Origin of the sequence: Arthrobacter sp. B3I4, from assembly GCF_030816855.1 — a bacterium.
GTDB lineage: Bacteria > Actinomycetota > Actinomycetes > Actinomycetales > Micrococcaceae > Arthrobacter.
Window position 1 is genome coordinate 2,828,487 of the sequence record NZ_JAUSYK010000001.1, and the last position, 14,983, is coordinate 2,843,469.

A 14,983-nucleotide genomic window follows, 5' to 3' on the forward strand; every position below is an offset into this window, starting at 1 on the left:
GGCTGGGTCGTTCCGCCTGTTCTCTAGGTCTGGGGTCTCTGGGTCTGGGGCTTCGGATCTGGTTCTACGGGCGTGATGGGTCGAAGTACTTGGCGCCGGGCCGTGGCCGGGTCAGTCGGCCTGGCCCACGACCGCGTCCAGGTCCCGGCCGTCGAAGCACGTCCTGGTCCCGGTGTGGCACGCGGCGCCGACCTGGTCGACCCGGACCAGCAGGGCATCGCCGTCGCAGTCCAGGGCGAGGGACTTGACCCACTGCACATGGCCGGAGGTGTCGCCCTTGCGCCAGTATTCCTGCCGGGAGCGCGAGTAGAAGGTCACCCGGCCGCTGGTCAGCGTACGGTGCAGCGCCTCGTCGTCCATCCAGCCCAGCATGAGCACCTCGTTGGTGTCATACTGCTGGACGATCGCGGCCACCAGGCCGGCACCGTCCCGTTTCAGGGATCGGGCAAGGTCCGCCGGAAGAGGCGTCTCGCTGGCGGGGGCGGGGGCAGGCTGCTCAGACATCAGCTCAAGTCTAGTGCCTTCGGGATGGGCACCACGCGGCGGGGTAAGGCAGCCCAGCCTTCGATGAGCCCGCCAAACGCCGCCGCGGGCCGAAACCACGCCGCTTTGTGTCCTCGCGGGCGGGCGTCTCGTGCTAGTTTCACAAGTGATGCATTTCGTCGACCCGTCCCGAGAAGTCCTGGCCGAAACCTTGCTGGCGGCCGGTCCCGATTCCCCCACGCTCTGCAAGGGGTGGCAAACCCGTGATCTTGCCGCGCACCTGTACCTGCGCGAACGCAAAGCCCGGGTGGGGCTGGGCCTGCTGGTCAAGCGTTTGGCCAAGGCCTCGGACCAGGCCACCGCGGAGCTCGCCGCCAAGATCGAGAGCGCCGAGGCCTACGCCAAGCTGGTCAACACCTTCCGGGCCGGACCGCCGCCCCTCTCCCCCATGCGTATCAAGGCGTTGGATGAGAGTTCGAATCTGACCGAATACTTTGTGCACACCGAGGACGTCCGCCGCGCGGTCGACCGATGGGCGCCGCGGGCCCTCGACGCGGCCTACTCCGACGCGCTTTGGGACGATCTGGTGAAACGCGCCGCCATTCTCTACCGGGGCGTGGATCTGGGCATCGTGCTGGTCAGCCCGTCCGGTCCCCGGCACGTGGCCAAGCGCGCACCCGTCTCAGTCGCCATCGTCGGCGAGCCCGGTGAGCTGCTGATGCACGCCCACGGCCGCACCCGGCATGCCCTCGTGACTTTCGAAGGCCAGCCGGACGCCGTCGCCCTGCTGCAGTCCGCAGAGGTAGGACTCTAGTCACCGCACCTACGGGCACAGCGCAGCATACGTTGGTCCCACGCCCGCAGGGTTCCCTGTCCGAGCTTGCGAGGATAGGGGGCGGGCGGCCCGTTTAGCGGACTTCGAAGCCGGCCGCGCGGATCGCGGCCTTAACCTGGCCGATCATGTCGAGCGGGCCAAAGTGGAACACTGAGGCTGCCAGCACGGCGTCCGCGCCGGCGGCCACGGCAGGCGGGAAGTGCTCGGGCTTGCCGGCGCCGCCGGAGGCGATCAGCGGCACCTTCACTGCCGCGCGGGCCAGCCGGATCAGTTCCAGGTCGAACCCGTCCTTGGTGCCGTCGGCGTCGATCGAGTTCAGCAGGATCTCCCCCACGCCGCGGTCCGCGGCTTCACGCGCCCAGGCCAGGGCGTCGATTCCGGTGCCCTGGCGGCCGCCGTGGGTGGTGACCTCAAAGCCGGAGGGCGTCGGCTGGGAACCGGGACGGGTGCGGCGCGCATCGAGGGAGAGCACCAGCACCTGGGAACCGAAGTGCCGGGTGATCTCATCGATCACTTCGGGCCGGGCCACCGCCGCGGTGTTGATCGCGGCCTTGTCCGCGCCGTAGCGCAGCAGCTTGTCCACCTCGGTCACGCCGCGGACGCCGCCGCCGACGGTCAACGGAATGAAGACTTCCTCGGCGGTGCGGCGGACGACGTCGAAGGTGGTTTCGCGGTTGCCCGAGGATGCCGTCACGTCAAGGAAGGTCAGCTCGTCGGCGCCCCCGTTGTCGTACCGGTGCGCCAGCTCCACGGGATCGCCGGCGTCGCGCAGACCCTCGAAGTTGATCCCCTTGACCACGCGCCCGGCGTCGACGTCAAGGCACGGGATGACGCGGATGGCTACAGACATGGCTGCTCCTGATCTGGGCCCAGGGATACTGGGCTTACGGGCATGGGTGTTACGGGCGGGCCGCTAGATCCGGCAGGCGTGGATGCTGCTGACCAGGATGGCGCGGGCGCCGAGGTCGTAAAGTTCGTCCATGATCCGGTTGGTGTCCTTCTTCGGAACCATGGAGCGGACAGCCGCCCAGTCCGAGTCACGCAGCGGCGAGACCGTGGGCGACTCAAGGCCGGGGGTCAGCTTCGCGGCCTGCTCGACGAGTTCGTTGCGGATGTCGTAATCCATCAGCACGTACTGCCGGGCGACGAGGACGCCCTGCAAGCGGCGGATCAGCACCTCGGCGGCCGGGTTCTGCTCGCCTTTGCGGCCGATCAGGACCGATTCCGAGTTCAGGATCGGGTCGCCGAAGATTTCCATCCCGGCGGCCTTGAGCGTGGTGCCGGTTTCGACGACGTCGGCGATCGCGTCGGCGACGCCGAGCCGCACGGAGGATTCCACCGCGCCGTCGAGCCGGACCACCTTGGCGTTGATGCCGCGCTCGGCGAGGTAGGCGCGCAGCAGCCCGTCGTAACTGGTGGCCAGGCGCTTGCCTTCGAGCTGGTCGATGGCGGTGAAGTCCCCCACGGGGCCGGCGAAGCGGAAGGTGGACGCGGCGAAACCGAGCGGGAGCAGCTCTTCGGCGTCGACCTGGGCATCAAGCAGCAGGTCCCGGCCGGTGATGCCGACATCCAGGGTGCCCTGGCCGACGTAAACGGCGATGTCGCGGGGACGAAGGAAGAAAAACTCGATGTCGTTGTCCGGGTCCACCATGACCAGTTCGCGGCTGTCGCGGCGCTGGCGGTAGCCGGCTTCGGCGAGCATGGCGGAAGCGGCTTCGGACAGGGATCCCTTGTTCGGGACGGCAACTCTCAGCATGGGAAGTTCTTTCTGGTTGGAACGTCGTTGGTACAGGCACAGCGGGCCACGATGTGCGCGGTGCCGGGAATGGAGTCCCGGAACGGATCCGGGTCCGCCCCGGACGAGGGCGCGGCGTGGCTAGAGATGCTTGTAGACGTCCTCCAGGCTCAGCCCTTTAGCGAGCATCAGAACCTGCAGGTGATAGAGCAACTGGGAGATTTCTTCCGCGGCGGCCTCGTCGGATTCGTACTCGGCAGCCATCCACACCTCGGCTGCTTCCTCCACGACTTTCTTGCCGATGCCGTGGACTCCGGAATCAAGTTCGGCGACGGTGCGGGAGCCCTCCGGGCGGGCGGCAGCCTTCTCGCTCAGTTCTGCGAACAGCGACTCGAAATTCTTCACGCCCTCCAGCCTACTTGTTCCCGGCCGGACCTCGCCCGCCGGGCCGCTGGATGACGGCCCCGATGTGAGCGAATGCACACGCTCAGGAGTACTGCTTGAGCGTGACGGCGGTGGCGAGGGCGGCGGTGACGGCCTCGTGGCCCTTGTCCTCGGTGGAGCCGGGAAGGCCGGCGCGGTCGATGCCCTGTTGTTCGGTGTCGCAGGTCAGGACACCGAAACCGACCGGCACACCGGTCCGGACGCCGACCTCGGTCAGACCCAGGGTGGCGGCCTCGCAGACGTATTCGAAGTGCGGTGTACCGCCGCGGATCACGACGCCCAGTGCCACGACGGCGTCGAAGTGCGGCGCCAGCCGGGCCGCCGCGACCGGCAGCTCAAAGGTCCCGGGCACGCGCAGCACGGTGGGCTCGCTGATGCCGGCGTCCTTGGCGGCACGCAGCGCGCCGTCGAGCAGGCCGTCCATGATCCGGGTGTGCCAGCTGGCGGCCACGATGGCCAGCTTGAGCTGTGCGGTTTCCTCCGGCTGGAAGGTGGAAAGGTCAATCTGGGGGGCGCCATGGCCGCTCATTCGGATTCCTTGCTGTAGATGCTTAATCGGGGGTGGCTGTGGCTTAGCCTTGGTCTGGCTCGAGCCGGCGCTGGGCCGCAGCTGGTTCCGCGGCGGCCGGCAGCATGTCGAGGACCAGGCGGTGGTCCATCCGGTCCTTCTTGGTCTGCAGGTAGCGCAGGTTTTGTTCCCGGGACGGCACCTCGGTGGGGACCATTTCGACGACGCTGACGCCGGCCTGGGCCAGCCGGTCCTGCTTGTCCGGGTTGTTGCTCAGCAGCCGGATCTCCTGCAGGCCCATTTCGGCGAGGATCTGCGCGGCGGCCCGGTAGGAGCGGGCGTCCACGGGGAGGCCTAGCTGCTCGTTGGCCTCGACGGTGTCGAACCCGGCTTCCTGCAGGGCATAGGCCTTGATTTTGTTGGCCAGGCCAATGCCGCGGCCTTCCTGGCCGCGCAGGTACAGCAGGGTACCGCCGTACGCGTGGATCATCTCCAGGGCGTAGGCCAGCTGTTCGCCGCAGTCGCAGCGGTAGGAGCCGAAAACGTCGCCGGTGAGGCATTCGGAGTGCAACCTGACCAGGGGCGCCTGCCCGTCCGTGGCCGGCAGCGGGGAGCTGACGGCGAGGTGCTCGGCCCCGGTCTCGAGGTCGGTCCAGGCCTGGGCCACGAAGTCGCCGTAGGCGGTGGGCAGCTGGACGATCGGTCCGCCGCTGACCGGATGCGGCTGCTGAGCCGGGGTGGCCGGCTGTGCTTCAGAAGTCGTCATTGTTTTTCCTCACTCCAGGGTGTCAGGCGGATTCCGCTGTGTGGCTGCCGGTGTTCCCGGCTTCAAGGTACGCCACCAGGTCGGCAATCGAGATCAGCGGGCAGCCATGTTCCAGCGCGAAGCCGCGAAGTCCGTCCAGCCGCATCATCTCTCCGTCGTCGTACACTACTTCAGCGATCACGCCCACAGGTTCGAGGCCCGCCAGCCGGCACAGCTCAACGGCCGCTTCAGTGTGGCCGGGACGCTCACGCACACCGCCGTTAACGGCGCGCAGCGGAAAAACATGCCCCGGCCGGGTCAGGGAACCGGGCTGGCTGGCGGAATCGGCCAGGATCCGGGCGGTCAGGGCCCGGTCCGTGGCTGAGATTCCGGTGCTGACACCCACGCCCGCGTCGCAGGAGACCGTGTAGGCGGTCCCTTTCGCATCCTCGTTGACTGCCGCCATGGGCGGCAGCGCCAGCGCGTCGGCGCGTTCACCCGGCAGCGGCACGCAGATCACGCCGGAGCTGTAGCGGATGGTCCAGCCCATCAGCGCCGGGGTGGCGTGCTGGGCCGCGAAGATGATGTCGCCTTCGTTTTCGCGGTCTTCGTTGTCCACCACCAGCACCGGACGGCCGGCAGCCATGGCACGGATGGCGTCCTCGATAGGGTCCAGCCTCGGCGCGTCCATCGCGAGTCCTTTGGCGTCCTGCAGCCGGCTCATGATGCAGCCTCCCCGTTGCGTGCGGCCGGAGCGAAGGCGAGCAGGCGTTCGGTGTACTTGGCCAGCACGTCGACCTCCAGGTTGACTGGGCTCCCGATCGATTTTGCGCCCAGGCCCGTCTCGGCCAGCGTTGTCGGGATCAGCCCGACCTCGAACCAGGGGGCCCGGTCCGGCGCGGGGCTCACGGCAGTGACGGTCAGGGAGACGCCGTCGACGGCGATAGATCCCTTTTCCGCGATGTAGCGGGCCAGCGGGGCGGGAACACCGAAACGCAGCCGGTCCCAGTTGCCGAGCGCCTCGCGTTCGAGAAGTTCACCGACGCCGTCGACGTGGCCCTGCACGACGTGACCGTCAAGCCGGCCGCCGGCCGGCACGCAGCGTTCGAGGTTGACGGGATCGCCGGCGGCCAGCCCGCCGATGGTGCTACGGACCAGGGTCTCGCCCATGACGTCGACGCTGAAGTCGGTGCCGTCGATCTCGGTGGCGGTCAGGCACACCCCGTTGACCGCGACGGAGCCGCCAAGGGCCAGGCCGTCGGTGCTGGCCGGAGCGTGCAGACGCAGCGTGGCGCTGGTCTCGCCGTCTCGCTCGACGGAGAGCACCTTCCCTTGTTCGGCAATAATTCCGGTAAACATCAGTTGCCTCCTGCGGCGGTGTCCGCGGCGTTGCGCGGGGTGGAATCGGGTGAAGTCTTGCTCGGAGAAACGGTGCCCGGTCTCAGGTGCAGCCGAAGGTCGCGGCCCAGCAACTGGACGGCGCCGCCCGAGGCCTGGTCCCAGTCCCAGAGTTGGGCGTCGGCGAGGGTGCCGATGCCGAGGTCTTCCAGGGCCGGGGTGCCAGAGCCGAGGAGGGTGGGGGCCAGGTAGACGATGAGTTCGTCGACGAGGCCGGCAGCCAGGAAGGCACTCAGTATCCGCGAGCCGCCCTCGACCATGAGGTGCCGGACACCGGCGTCGAACAACTGCTCCAGCGCCTCCCCGGGGACACGGGTCGGCAGGTGCAGCACCTTGCCGTCAGTCCCGTTGACCGCGGCGTCCTCGGGGATACCGCGCAACCCCATTACCGCGCGCAGCGGCTGGCGTCCGGACGGTTCCCCGTCGGCGTTGCGGGCGGTCAGCCGGGGGTTGTCCACCAGGACCGTCTGGGTGCCGACCAGGATGGCGTCGATCCGGCCGCGCAACGCGTGGTTGTCGGCAAGCGACTCGGGGCTGGAGATCCACTGGCTGGTCCCGTCGCTGGCCGCGATCCGGCTGTCCAGGGTCTGGGCAATGTGCAGGGTGACGAAGGGCCGCTTGGCGGCCACCGCGTCGAACCAGCGCCGGTTGAGGTCCAGGGCAGCGACGGCGCCGAGGCCCGAGCGGACCCGGACGCCGGCGGCCCTCAGGGTGGCCGCTCCTCCGGCTGCCGGATCGTGCGGGTCATCGACGGCGTAGACGACGTCGGCGATGCCGGCGTTGATGATGGCCTGGGCGCAGGGGCCGGTGCGTCCGCAGTGGTTGCAGGGTTCGAGCGTGACCAGCATGGTGGTTCCGTGCAGGTCCACGCCCGCCGCCGTGGCCTGGGCGATGGCGTCGACTTCGGCGTGGGGAGTGCCGGCGCCCCGGTGGTAGCCAGTGACGACCGGTGCGCCGTCGCTTCCAATGACGACGGCTCCCACCAACGGGTTAGCTCCGCGGGGGCCGAGCGCGGCTGCGGCAAGGGCGGCGTCCATGGCGGCCGTCTCTGCCGCGCTGAAGCCTGCGGCGGTGAAGTCGTCCGGGAGTTCCGGGGCCTGCGGCTCGTGGCGCTGGGCGCGCTGGTCAACGGCGGCTGCGTTCTTCGGCAGCCCGGCGGCCGCCTGCCGAGCGCTCATTTGCCGTCCGCCCGGTCCTGCCGGGCCCGCTGGGCCTGCTCGGCGCTGGTGGCGGCTAAGAGCCATCGCAAGGGGTTCATGCGTGTCGTTCCTTCCCTCAGAACCGCGATGGCTCCGGGGGTATACGACAGCGAAATCCCGCAGCGCTCGAGGGCGCCGCAGTAACAGCTGTACGTGCTTCTCTCATCCAGACTTTAACTGTCGGTACCGGAGTTCCACCGGTTCAACCGTCCGCCGTCACCTTCACGGGGAAGGAGCCGGCTCGCGGGTCGCGGACTATAACCGCCGGTTCGGACTTACACCGACCCCGGAGCACGTATGTGTGTAGCTATTCTGACACAACCGACGCCGCTGACCGGCTATTCCCGCTTCCCGGCCGTGCCACTCTTCGTCATGTTCGGCTTGGCTCCCGCTTAGCGCCGACCGCTTGGCGCCGACTTCGCGCCCGCCTAGCGCCGACCGGCGGAGCGCAGCTGCTCGATCGCCTGAGCCGGGTCGTCGGCGCCGTAAACCGCTGACCCGGCCACGAACACGTCGGCGCCCGCCTCGGCGGCACGCCAGATGGTCTCCTCGGTGATGCCGCCGTCGACCTGCAGTTTGACGTCCAGCCCCGACGCGTCGATGGCCGCCCGCGCCCGTCGGATCTTCGGCAGGGTCAGATCGAGAAACTCCTGGCCGCCGAAGCCCGGCTCCACCGTCATGATGAGGATCATGTCCAGCTCACCCAGCATGTCGAAGAAGGGCTCGACGCCGCTGCCGGGCCGCAGCGCCAGCCCGGCCTTCGCGCCCCGGGCGCGCAGCTCGCGGGCGAGCTTCACCGGCGCAATCGACGCCTCGGCGTGGAACGTCACCGACGCGACGCCGGCGTCGGCGTACGCGGGAGCCCAGCGGTCCGCGTGCTCGATCATGAGGTGCGCGTCCAGCGGAATCGGGCTGATTTCCTGCAGCCGCTGAACCACCGGCAGGCCCAGCGAAAGGTTCGGGACGAAGTGGTTGTCCATCACGTCCACATGCACGGCGTCCGCGGTCTTTATCTTCTGTAGCTCAGTCTGCAGGTTCGCGAAGTCCGCCGAAAGGATGCTGGGGTTGATGCAGGAGTGGGCCATGGATGTCCTTCGTCGTCGGGCCGGTCGGAAAGTCGAAGCGCTGGTGCCAGTATGGCCGGAAGCTCAGGCCTTTTTGTGGATGAGGGCCAGGAACATGGCATCGGTCCGGTGCAGGTGCGGCCACAGTTGGGCCGTCAGTTCGTGCCCGGCCTCAAGGTGGCCGGAAAGACTTACCTTGTCCAGGGCGTCGCCGGCGTCGAGCAGTTCAAGATCATCGCGTTTGCGGAGCGCGTCAGTGACGACGGCGGTGGTCTCGGCCGGGTGCGGTGAGCAGGTCACGTAGGCGACGACGCCGCCGGGCTTGACCGCGTCCAGGGCCGACTTGAGCAGGTCGCGCTGCAGCGGGCCAAGGTCTGCCAGGTCCTTCGGGGTACGGCGCCACCGCGATTCCGGCCGGCGGCGCAGCGCGCCCAGTCCGGTGCACGGCACGTCCACCAGCACCCGGTCAAAGCCTTCGGACATTTCCGTCCCGACCTCCCGGCCGTCCCCGGTGCGGACGTGCCAGACCTCGTGCGGGACAGCTGCGAGGGCCTGACGGACCAGTTTCGCCCGGTGCGGTGCCGGCTCGTTGGCCAGCAGGGTGGCGCCGTGCTGCCGGGCCAGGGCGCCGAGCAGCGCGGCCTTTCCGCCGGGACCTGCGCACAGGTCCAGCCAGCGTTCGCCGTCGGCGTCGTGGTCATGGTCCGCCGCGTTGCCGAGGTCCACGGAGGCCAGGGCCCGTGCCACCAGCTGGGAGCCCACGTCCTGGACCCGGGTGCTGCCGTCCCGGACCGACGCTAGCCGGCCGAGGTCGCCGCCGCTGGAGAGCGCCGATCCTTCGACGAGCTCGCCCGGGGTGGCGCCGCTTTCGAGTGCCTCGTCAAGGCTGCCGAGGCCGGGAAGCGCCACGAGGTTCACCACCGGGGCGGCGTTGTCGGCTTCGAGGAGTTCGTTGATCTCAGTGACGGGGCGTCCGTGTGCCACGAGGGACTGGCGGAAGGCCCGCACAATCCACTCGGGGTGGGCGTGGCGGATCGAGGCCAGCTTGGTCTCGTCCTGTTCGTCGCGAAGCAGCAGTTCGAGCCATTCGTCCAGCGTATGTGCGGACACCTTTCGCAGCACGGCGTTGATCAGCCCGGACGGCCCGGCACCAATCACTGCGCGGGCCAGTCCCACCGTCTCGTCGAGTGCGGCGTGCGCCGGAACGCGCATGGCGAGCAGCTGGTGCACGCCGATCCGCAGCGCGTCGAGGATGGCGGGGTCGAGCTGGTCGAGCGGGCGGTCCACGCAACGGGCGAGAATGGCGTCATACGTGCCCTGGCCGCGGAGGGCGCCGTAGCTAAGTTCGGTGGCGAAACCGGCGTCGCGCTTCTCCAGCCCGTGGTGCCGGATCCGGGCCGGCAGGACAAGGTTGGCGTAGGCGTCCTCGGCTGCCACTGCGCGCAGCACCTCGAAGGCGACCAACCGGGCCGGGTCGGCGCGCCGGGTCCGCTGCGAGGGGGCACTCTCGGTGAAGCCGCGCTGCGGGCCCCGGTTCCGTTCCCGTCCCTGCGCATTCCGCCGCACGCCGGCCCGCGGGCTCTGCCCGCCGCGGCCGCCCTGACCGCCCTGACCGCCTTGGCCGCGGGAGCCCTGCTCGCCGCCCTGACCGCCCTGGCCGCCGCCTCCCTGGCCGCGCCCGCCCTGGCCGCCTCGACCGTTGCGGTTGGATCCGGATTCGCTCATTCGAAGACCACGCTTTCCAGTGTTGCCTGTCCGCGCGCCCAGTCGGCGGCGGTCATCATCTTTTTGCCCGATGGCTGCACCCGGGTCAGTTCGACCGGGTGCGAGCCGGTCCCGACCAGGACGGCCTTGCCGTCGATGGACAGCTGTCCCGGAGGCAAGGCCTCGGCCCCGGGCCGCAGCAGCACCGGTTCAAGTTTGATGCGCTGCCCGTCGAGCATGGTCCAGGCGCCGGGTTCCGGCGTGACGCCGCGGGACCGGCGCCCGACCGCGAGGGCCGGCTGCCTCCAGTCCAGGCGGCCGTCCTCGAGGGTCAGTTTAGGCGCGAGGCTGACCTCGCCCTGCTGCGGTACGGCGGTGGCCTTCCCGGCGTCGACGGCGGAAAGCGTCTGGGTCAGCAACACCGCCCCGCTGTGCGAGAGGCGTTCCAGCAGCTCCCCCGCCGTGTCGGCCGGCCCGACGGCCTCGGTGAGCGTTCCGAAGACCGGGCCGGTGTCCAGGCCCTCCTCGAGCCGGAAGGTCACGGCGCCGGTAATGTCGTCCCCGGCGATGAGGGCGCGCTGCACCGGCGCGGCGCCGCGCCAGGCCGGCAGGAGCGAGAAGTGCAGGTTGATCCAGCCGTGCCGCGGAATGCCGAGGGCGGCACGGGGAATGAGCCCGCCATAGGCGACGATCGCGGCAACGTCGGGCGCTGCTGCCTCGATCCTGGCGGTCACGGCGGCATCGACTTTGGCTGCATGGATGACCTCGATGCCAAGCTGCGCGGCTCGGGCCGCGACCGGCGAGGGCGTCAGCACGCGCTTGCGTCCCAGCGGCGCATCCGGCCTGGTCAGCACGGCGACGACGTCGAACCCGGCTGCCACCAGCGCGTCCAGCGACGGCACTGCGACAGCCGGAGTCCCTGCGAAGAGAACCCTCACTGGCCGGTTCCGAAGGATGACCCCGCGCCGAAGCTGGAGCCTACCGTCTTGGCGCGCTTCGACGTCGTCTGTTCGGTAATCGAGTCGTAGTTGGCGTTGCGGATGGCGCGCAGCGCGGCTTTGCGGTTGTCGCCCTCCAGCCGGTCGGTGAACAGGATCCCGTCGAGGTGGTCTGTTTCATGCTGGAAGACGCGGGCCAGCATGCCTTCGCCTTCCAGCACCACCGGGTTGCCGTGCAGGTCGACGCCGGTGACGCGGGTGCTGCGGCGCCGGCGGACCGGGAAACCGAGGCCGGGGATGGAGAGGCAGCCCTCCACCTCGTCCGGCTGGAAATCGTCGCTGTTTTCCAGCACCGGGTTAATGATGTGCCCCTCAACTCCACGGATGCGGTAAGTAAAGACGCGCTGGCTGATGCCGACCTGGGGTGCGGCGAGGCCGGCGCCCTCAACGTCCTCCATGGTCTCCGTCATGTCAGCGACGAGCTTCTCCAGCTCAGGCCCGAACTCCGTCACGGGATCGGCAACTGTGCGCAGCACAGGGTCCCCGATGATGCGGATATTCAAGATGGCCATGGGTGATGTGTCCTCACAGTGGGCGTACGGGATTCCCGTCCAGTTTAGTGCCAGAACCGGGTTGGTATCTCTGGGGGCGCTTCAGCGGTGCGGCAAGAATGTCACACCCTGCCGCCAGACTTGTGTCATGGAAGCCGCCGAGGATTTCATCGCTTTGCCGGACACCGGGTTACCAAGCATCCCGGTGCCCGGCCGGGGCGTGGAAGGGGCGCTCTCCCTGTTGCGGGCGGCAAGTGTGACGGCCATCGGGGACGCAGCGGCCATGGGGTTCCGGGCTGCCGCGGACTTCGCCGGGGCAGTCGAGGAGCTTTCCCGGCTGACGGACTATTTCCAACTGGTGGCGGCCGCGGCCGTCGACCGGACCCGGGCAGAGGCCACGGCTCGAGCCAGCAGCGCAACCGCCACCGGCGGCGCGCACTGGACGACGGGCTGGCGGGAGGAGCCGGTGCCGGCTGCGTCAACGTGCGCCGCTCCGGGCGGAGCAGACGAGGGGATTGGGGGGATTGCCAGCCCCGACGGTCCGCCGATTTGCGCCGACGACGGCTACCGCAACACCACGGAGTTCCTCCGGGCACGCCTGCAGATCAAAGCAGCCGAAGCCAGGAGCCGGTTGTCCCTGGCCAGCAAACTCCTGCCCCGCTGGGGCCTGGCAGGAGCCGTGGTCCCGCCGGTACGCGAGGAACTTGGCACCGCTGTGGCCGCCGGCGAGCTGTCGGCGTCTTCCGCAGGTTTGGCGGTGGCGGCGCTGGACCGGGTGACCCACATCTGCGACGCCGGGACACTGGCCCGGATGGAGCATGTACTGACGCGCACTGCCGTGGAAAATGACCCGGATTTTCTCGCCCGGGTAGCCCAGGGGTGGGTCGAGGCGCTGAACCAGGAGGGCGCCGAGCCCTCCGAAGAGCTGCTCCGGCAACTACAGGGCGTTTTTGTCCGCAAGCCACGCCATGGCCTTCAACATGTCGAGCTTTTCGCTACCACCGAGCAGTTCGAACACTTGTTGACGGTCATGAATGCTGCCAGCAACCCACGCCTCGGCACAGTAGCTGAGTCCGACGGCACCGGCAAAGCTGCATCTGGCGGCACCAGCAGCGGCAGCGAGGCCGGCAGCGAGAAGCCGGACGCGACGCATTCCTGGGACAAGGAACCGGCTGCTGCTCCACTCGATCTCCGTTCCCGGCCGCAGAAACTCCTCGACGGCCTCGTCGGCGCCTGCAAAGTGGCCCTGGCCTCCGGCGGATTGTCCGCCTCGGGAGGACTCCGGCCCCAGGTCATGGTCACCATCGACTACCGCGACCTGCTTGAACGCCTTGGCGGTCCGAGTGGCCCCGCCGGGGCCGGAACAATGCTTTTCACCGGTCCGATCAGTGCCGCTACCGTTCGAAAGATCGCCTGCGACGCCGACATCATCCCGGTCCTGCTCGGTGGCCAGGGCCAGGTCCTGGATATCGGCCGCACTGCCCGGGTCTTCCCGCCGCATATCCGGAAGGCACTCATCGCCCGCGACCAAGGCTGCGCCTTTCCCGGATGCACCATTCCGGCATCCTGGTGCGAGGCCCACCACATCGACTACTGGTCCCGCGGCGGGAGCACCGGAACTGACAACGGGACTCTGTTGTGTTCGCATCACCACCACGTGATCCACAAGGAAATGTGGTCCATCCGGATTCAGGCCGGCATCCCGTGGTTCATTCCGCCGCCGCACGTCGATCCGCGCCGGCAACCCAGGCGCAACTGCTTCTTCCGCCCCGCCCGCGGCGGGTTCCCTGAACCGGCCCTAGCTTCCCAATAAGCGGCGGCGAACCCAGCTATTCCCAGTTCGTTGGGCGCTTCGGGGCCGGAGCCGAAGCGCTGTGGCCTTAGCGGGCCACCGGCGGCGCGATGGGCAGCAGTGCGGGGCCGGCGGCGAGCGTGTCCGCGGACATCTCCCAGACGCGGCGCAAGGCGCAGAACTTCCACCAGTGGTGCTTAAGCACCTCCGGGTTGGCCCGCTGCGGACGGACTTCCGTCTCGCCGATTGCCACGGCGAGGAGAACCGGGGAATCGCCGTGCTGCCAGGCTTCCCACTCCCCTGCCACCGGGTCCAAGAGGCTTTCCTCGGCCTTCATTCCTGCCACCAGTTGCATGACCACCTTGGCGTCCAGCGGCTTGACCGTTCCGTCCCGCGTCGTGCCCTTGGTCTTGTAATCGATAAGGCAGGTCCTGCCGTTGATCCGGGCTACCAGGTCCAGGGTGCCCGCGTAACCCACCGTTTTGTTCCAGACGGTGATCTCCGGGGCGATCGGCTCCACCTGGAACAGTTCCCACCATTCGTCGAAGCGCGCGGCGAAAGCTTCCTCGCCATTGGCCGCCAAAGCCTCGCGGGTTTCCTTCATCTGGTGCGGGCGGCCCAGGGCACGCAACGCCACCTGCTCGCAGTAGTTGTGGACGCGGTCGCCGCGCCGGGCAGCGTCGTCGCGATGCATCTCGGCTGCCTTCGCCGCACGGCTGACGGCCTGCCGCACCTGGGCCGGGCTGCCGAGGATACTCGGAAGCAACGGGTCAGCAGCCAGGCTGTTGGCCCCCATGTAGCCGAACCAGCCGTCCAGCCCGTGGGGCTGCTGGCCGATCACCGTAGTGATCGAAGGAACGGTGAACGGCTCCGAGGTGGAGCGGGCGTACATCCGGCCGTATTCGGTGGCGTGGGCAAGAAGCGGGGCGGTCATAGAAAAACTCTTTCACAGGGGTCTGACGCTGGCGGAAAACAAAATGGTCCGCTCCGCTCTGAGAGCGGAACGGACCATCTTCCGGGTGGGCGATACTGGGTTCGAACCAGTGACCTCTTCGGTGTGAACGAAGCGCGCTACCACTGCGCCAATCGCCCCGGTGCCCTTGAATGCTAGCCCACCCCGAGGGAATTTAGAAATCGGCGCATTCGACGGCGGCCGGGCGCCCGGAAGCGGCGCTGAAGAGCAAACTCTTCAGCAGGCCGGAGCCGGCCCACCCCCAGCCGTTTGACGAAGACGGCCGCTTCCGGTGTCACCTTAGCGGCCACTTTCGGCGAACCGGTGGTGGGGGCGCCCGGCACAGGCCCGTGCCGGCCGACGCCACACCCAACGGACGAACCCCGCACCCAATGGACGACGACGGCCGCCTCCCGGGTCGGCTTAGCGGCCATTTTCGGCGACCCGGTGTGGCGGGCGGTCGGGAGCAGGCCCGAGCCGGCTGACGCCGCACCCAATAGACGAACCCCGTACCCAATGGACGAATACGGCCGCTTCTAGGGTCGATTTAGCGGCCATTGTCGTCGAACCGGTGGTGGCGGGGAGCCCGGTGCAGGCCCGAGCCGGCTGACCCCGCACCCAATAGACGAAGACGG

The 14,983-nt window shown here is 68.9% G+C and carries 16 protein-coding genes, 1 tRNA gene and 1 riboswitch; of the genes, 2 read left to right on the plus strand and 15 right to left on the minus strand.

Features of this window, described 5'->3' with window-relative positions:
- Positions 1 to 111 precede the first annotated feature (111 nt).
- Positions 112 to 504 carry a phosphoribosyl-AMP cyclohydrolase gene (gene hisI / locus QFZ61_RS13425; RefSeq protein ID WP_307036821.1) on the minus strand — a complete coding sequence of 131 codons (393 nt, stop codon included), beginning with the start codon at positions 502 to 504 and terminating at the stop codon, positions 112 to 114.
- 148 nt (positions 505 to 652) lie between these two features.
- Between hisI and QFZ61_RS13430 the strand changes: the two genes are divergently transcribed.
- Positions 653 to 1,297: a TIGR03085 family metal-binding protein gene (locus QFZ61_RS13430; protein WP_307036824.1), complete on the plus strand. Its 645-nt coding sequence runs from the start codon at positions 653 to 655 to the stop codon at positions 1,295 to 1,297.
- A gap of 94 nt (positions 1,298 to 1,391) precedes the next feature.
- Here QFZ61_RS13430 and hisF read toward each other — a convergent pair whose 3' ends face one another.
- From hisF to def, 12 genes are all read right to left on the minus strand, one after another.
- Positions 1,392 to 2,168: an imidazole glycerol phosphate synthase subunit HisF gene (gene hisF / locus QFZ61_RS13435; protein ID WP_307036826.1), complete on the minus strand. Its 777-nt coding sequence runs from the start codon at positions 2,166 to 2,168 to the stop codon at positions 1,392 to 1,394.
- A 63-nt stretch (positions 2,169 to 2,231) separates the two neighbouring features.
- Positions 2,232 to 3,074, minus strand: a complete 843-nt coding sequence (hisG, locus tag QFZ61_RS13440) for an ATP phosphoribosyltransferase (RefSeq protein WP_307036828.1) — start codon at positions 3,072 to 3,074, stop codon at positions 2,232 to 2,234.
- Between the two features lie 120 nt (positions 3,075 to 3,194).
- On the minus strand, positions 3,195 to 3,458 hold the full coding sequence (locus QFZ61_RS13445) for a phosphoribosyl-ATP diphosphatase (protein ID WP_123254457.1): 264 nt from the start codon (positions 3,456 to 3,458) through the stop codon (positions 3,195 to 3,197).
- 82 nt (positions 3,459 to 3,540) lie between these two features.
- A complete protein-coding gene (gene ribH / locus QFZ61_RS13450) occupies positions 3,541 to 4,026 on the minus strand; it encodes a 6,7-dimethyl-8-ribityllumazine synthase (RefSeq protein WP_307036830.1) in 486 nt (161 codons plus the stop codon).
- A 43-nt stretch (positions 4,027 to 4,069) separates the two neighbouring features.
- Positions 4,070 to 4,771, minus strand: coding sequence for a GTP cyclohydrolase II (gene ribA / locus QFZ61_RS13455; RefSeq protein WP_307036832.1), 702 nt, complete (start codon positions 4,769 to 4,771; stop codon positions 4,070 to 4,072).
- A 22-nt stretch (positions 4,772 to 4,793) separates the two neighbouring features.
- Positions 4,794 to 5,474 carry a 3,4-dihydroxy-2-butanone-4-phosphate synthase gene (gene ribB, locus QFZ61_RS13460; protein WP_307036834.1) on the minus strand — a complete coding sequence of 227 codons (681 nt, stop codon included), beginning with the start codon at positions 5,472 to 5,474 and terminating at the stop codon, positions 4,794 to 4,796.
- On the minus strand, positions 5,471 to 6,109 hold the full coding sequence (locus QFZ61_RS13465; RefSeq protein WP_307036836.1) for a riboflavin synthase: 639 nt from the start codon (positions 6,107 to 6,109) through the stop codon (positions 5,471 to 5,473). The genes ribB and QFZ61_RS13465 overlap by 4 nt, the downstream gene beginning before the upstream one ends.
- Positions 6,109 to 7,185 carry a bifunctional diaminohydroxyphosphoribosylaminopyrimidine deaminase/5-amino-6-(5-phosphoribosylamino)uracil reductase RibD gene (ribD, locus tag QFZ61_RS13470; RefSeq protein WP_307038199.1) on the minus strand — a complete coding sequence of 359 codons (1,077 nt, stop codon included), beginning with the start codon at positions 7,183 to 7,185 and terminating at the stop codon, positions 6,109 to 6,111. Before ribD ends, QFZ61_RS13465 begins: the two co-directional genes overlap by 1 nt.
- A 311-nt stretch (positions 7,186 to 7,496) precedes the next feature.
- Positions 7,497 to 7,646: riboswitch (FMN riboswitch) on the minus strand.
- A gap of 129 nt (positions 7,647 to 7,775) precedes the next feature.
- Entirely contained in the window at positions 7,776 to 8,432 is a 657-nt protein-coding gene (gene rpe / locus QFZ61_RS13475) for a ribulose-phosphate 3-epimerase (RefSeq protein WP_307036838.1), read from the minus strand.
- 63 nt (positions 8,433 to 8,495) lie between these two features.
- Positions 8,496 to 10,136 (minus strand): RsmB/NOP family class I SAM-dependent RNA methyltransferase, encoded by a 1,641-nt coding sequence (locus QFZ61_RS13480; RefSeq protein ID WP_307036839.1) that lies wholly within the window; start codon positions 10,134 to 10,136, stop codon positions 8,496 to 8,498.
- Positions 10,133 to 11,053: a methionyl-tRNA formyltransferase gene (gene fmt, locus QFZ61_RS13485; RefSeq protein ID WP_307036842.1), complete on the minus strand. Its 921-nt coding sequence runs from the start codon at positions 11,051 to 11,053 to the stop codon at positions 10,133 to 10,135. Before fmt ends, QFZ61_RS13480 begins: the two co-directional genes overlap by 4 nt.
- Positions 11,050 to 11,625, minus strand: coding sequence for a peptide deformylase (gene def / locus QFZ61_RS13490; protein ID WP_307036844.1), 576 nt, complete (start codon positions 11,623 to 11,625; stop codon positions 11,050 to 11,052). The genes fmt and def overlap by 4 nt, the downstream gene beginning before the upstream one ends.
- Before the next feature lie 127 nt (positions 11,626 to 11,752).
- On the opposite strand from def, the gene QFZ61_RS13495 reads away from it, so the two are divergent.
- Positions 11,753 to 13,417, plus strand: a complete 1,665-nt coding sequence (locus QFZ61_RS13495; RefSeq protein WP_307036846.1) for an HNH endonuclease signature motif containing protein — start codon at positions 11,753 to 11,755, stop codon at positions 13,415 to 13,417.
- Positions 13,418 to 13,484: 67 nt separating this feature from the next.
- Here the strand turns inward: QFZ61_RS13495 and QFZ61_RS13500 are convergent, their stop codons facing one another.
- Together QFZ61_RS13500 and QFZ61_RS13505 are read right to left on the minus strand one after the other, a co-directional pair.
- Entirely contained in the window at positions 13,485 to 14,330 is an 846-nt protein-coding gene (locus QFZ61_RS13500; RefSeq protein ID WP_307036849.1) for a cytochrome, read from the minus strand.
- An 86-nt stretch (positions 14,331 to 14,416) separates the two neighbouring features.
- Positions 14,417 to 14,488 (minus strand) — tRNA-Val (locus QFZ61_RS13505).
- Positions 14,489 to 14,983: the final 495 nt, after the last annotated feature.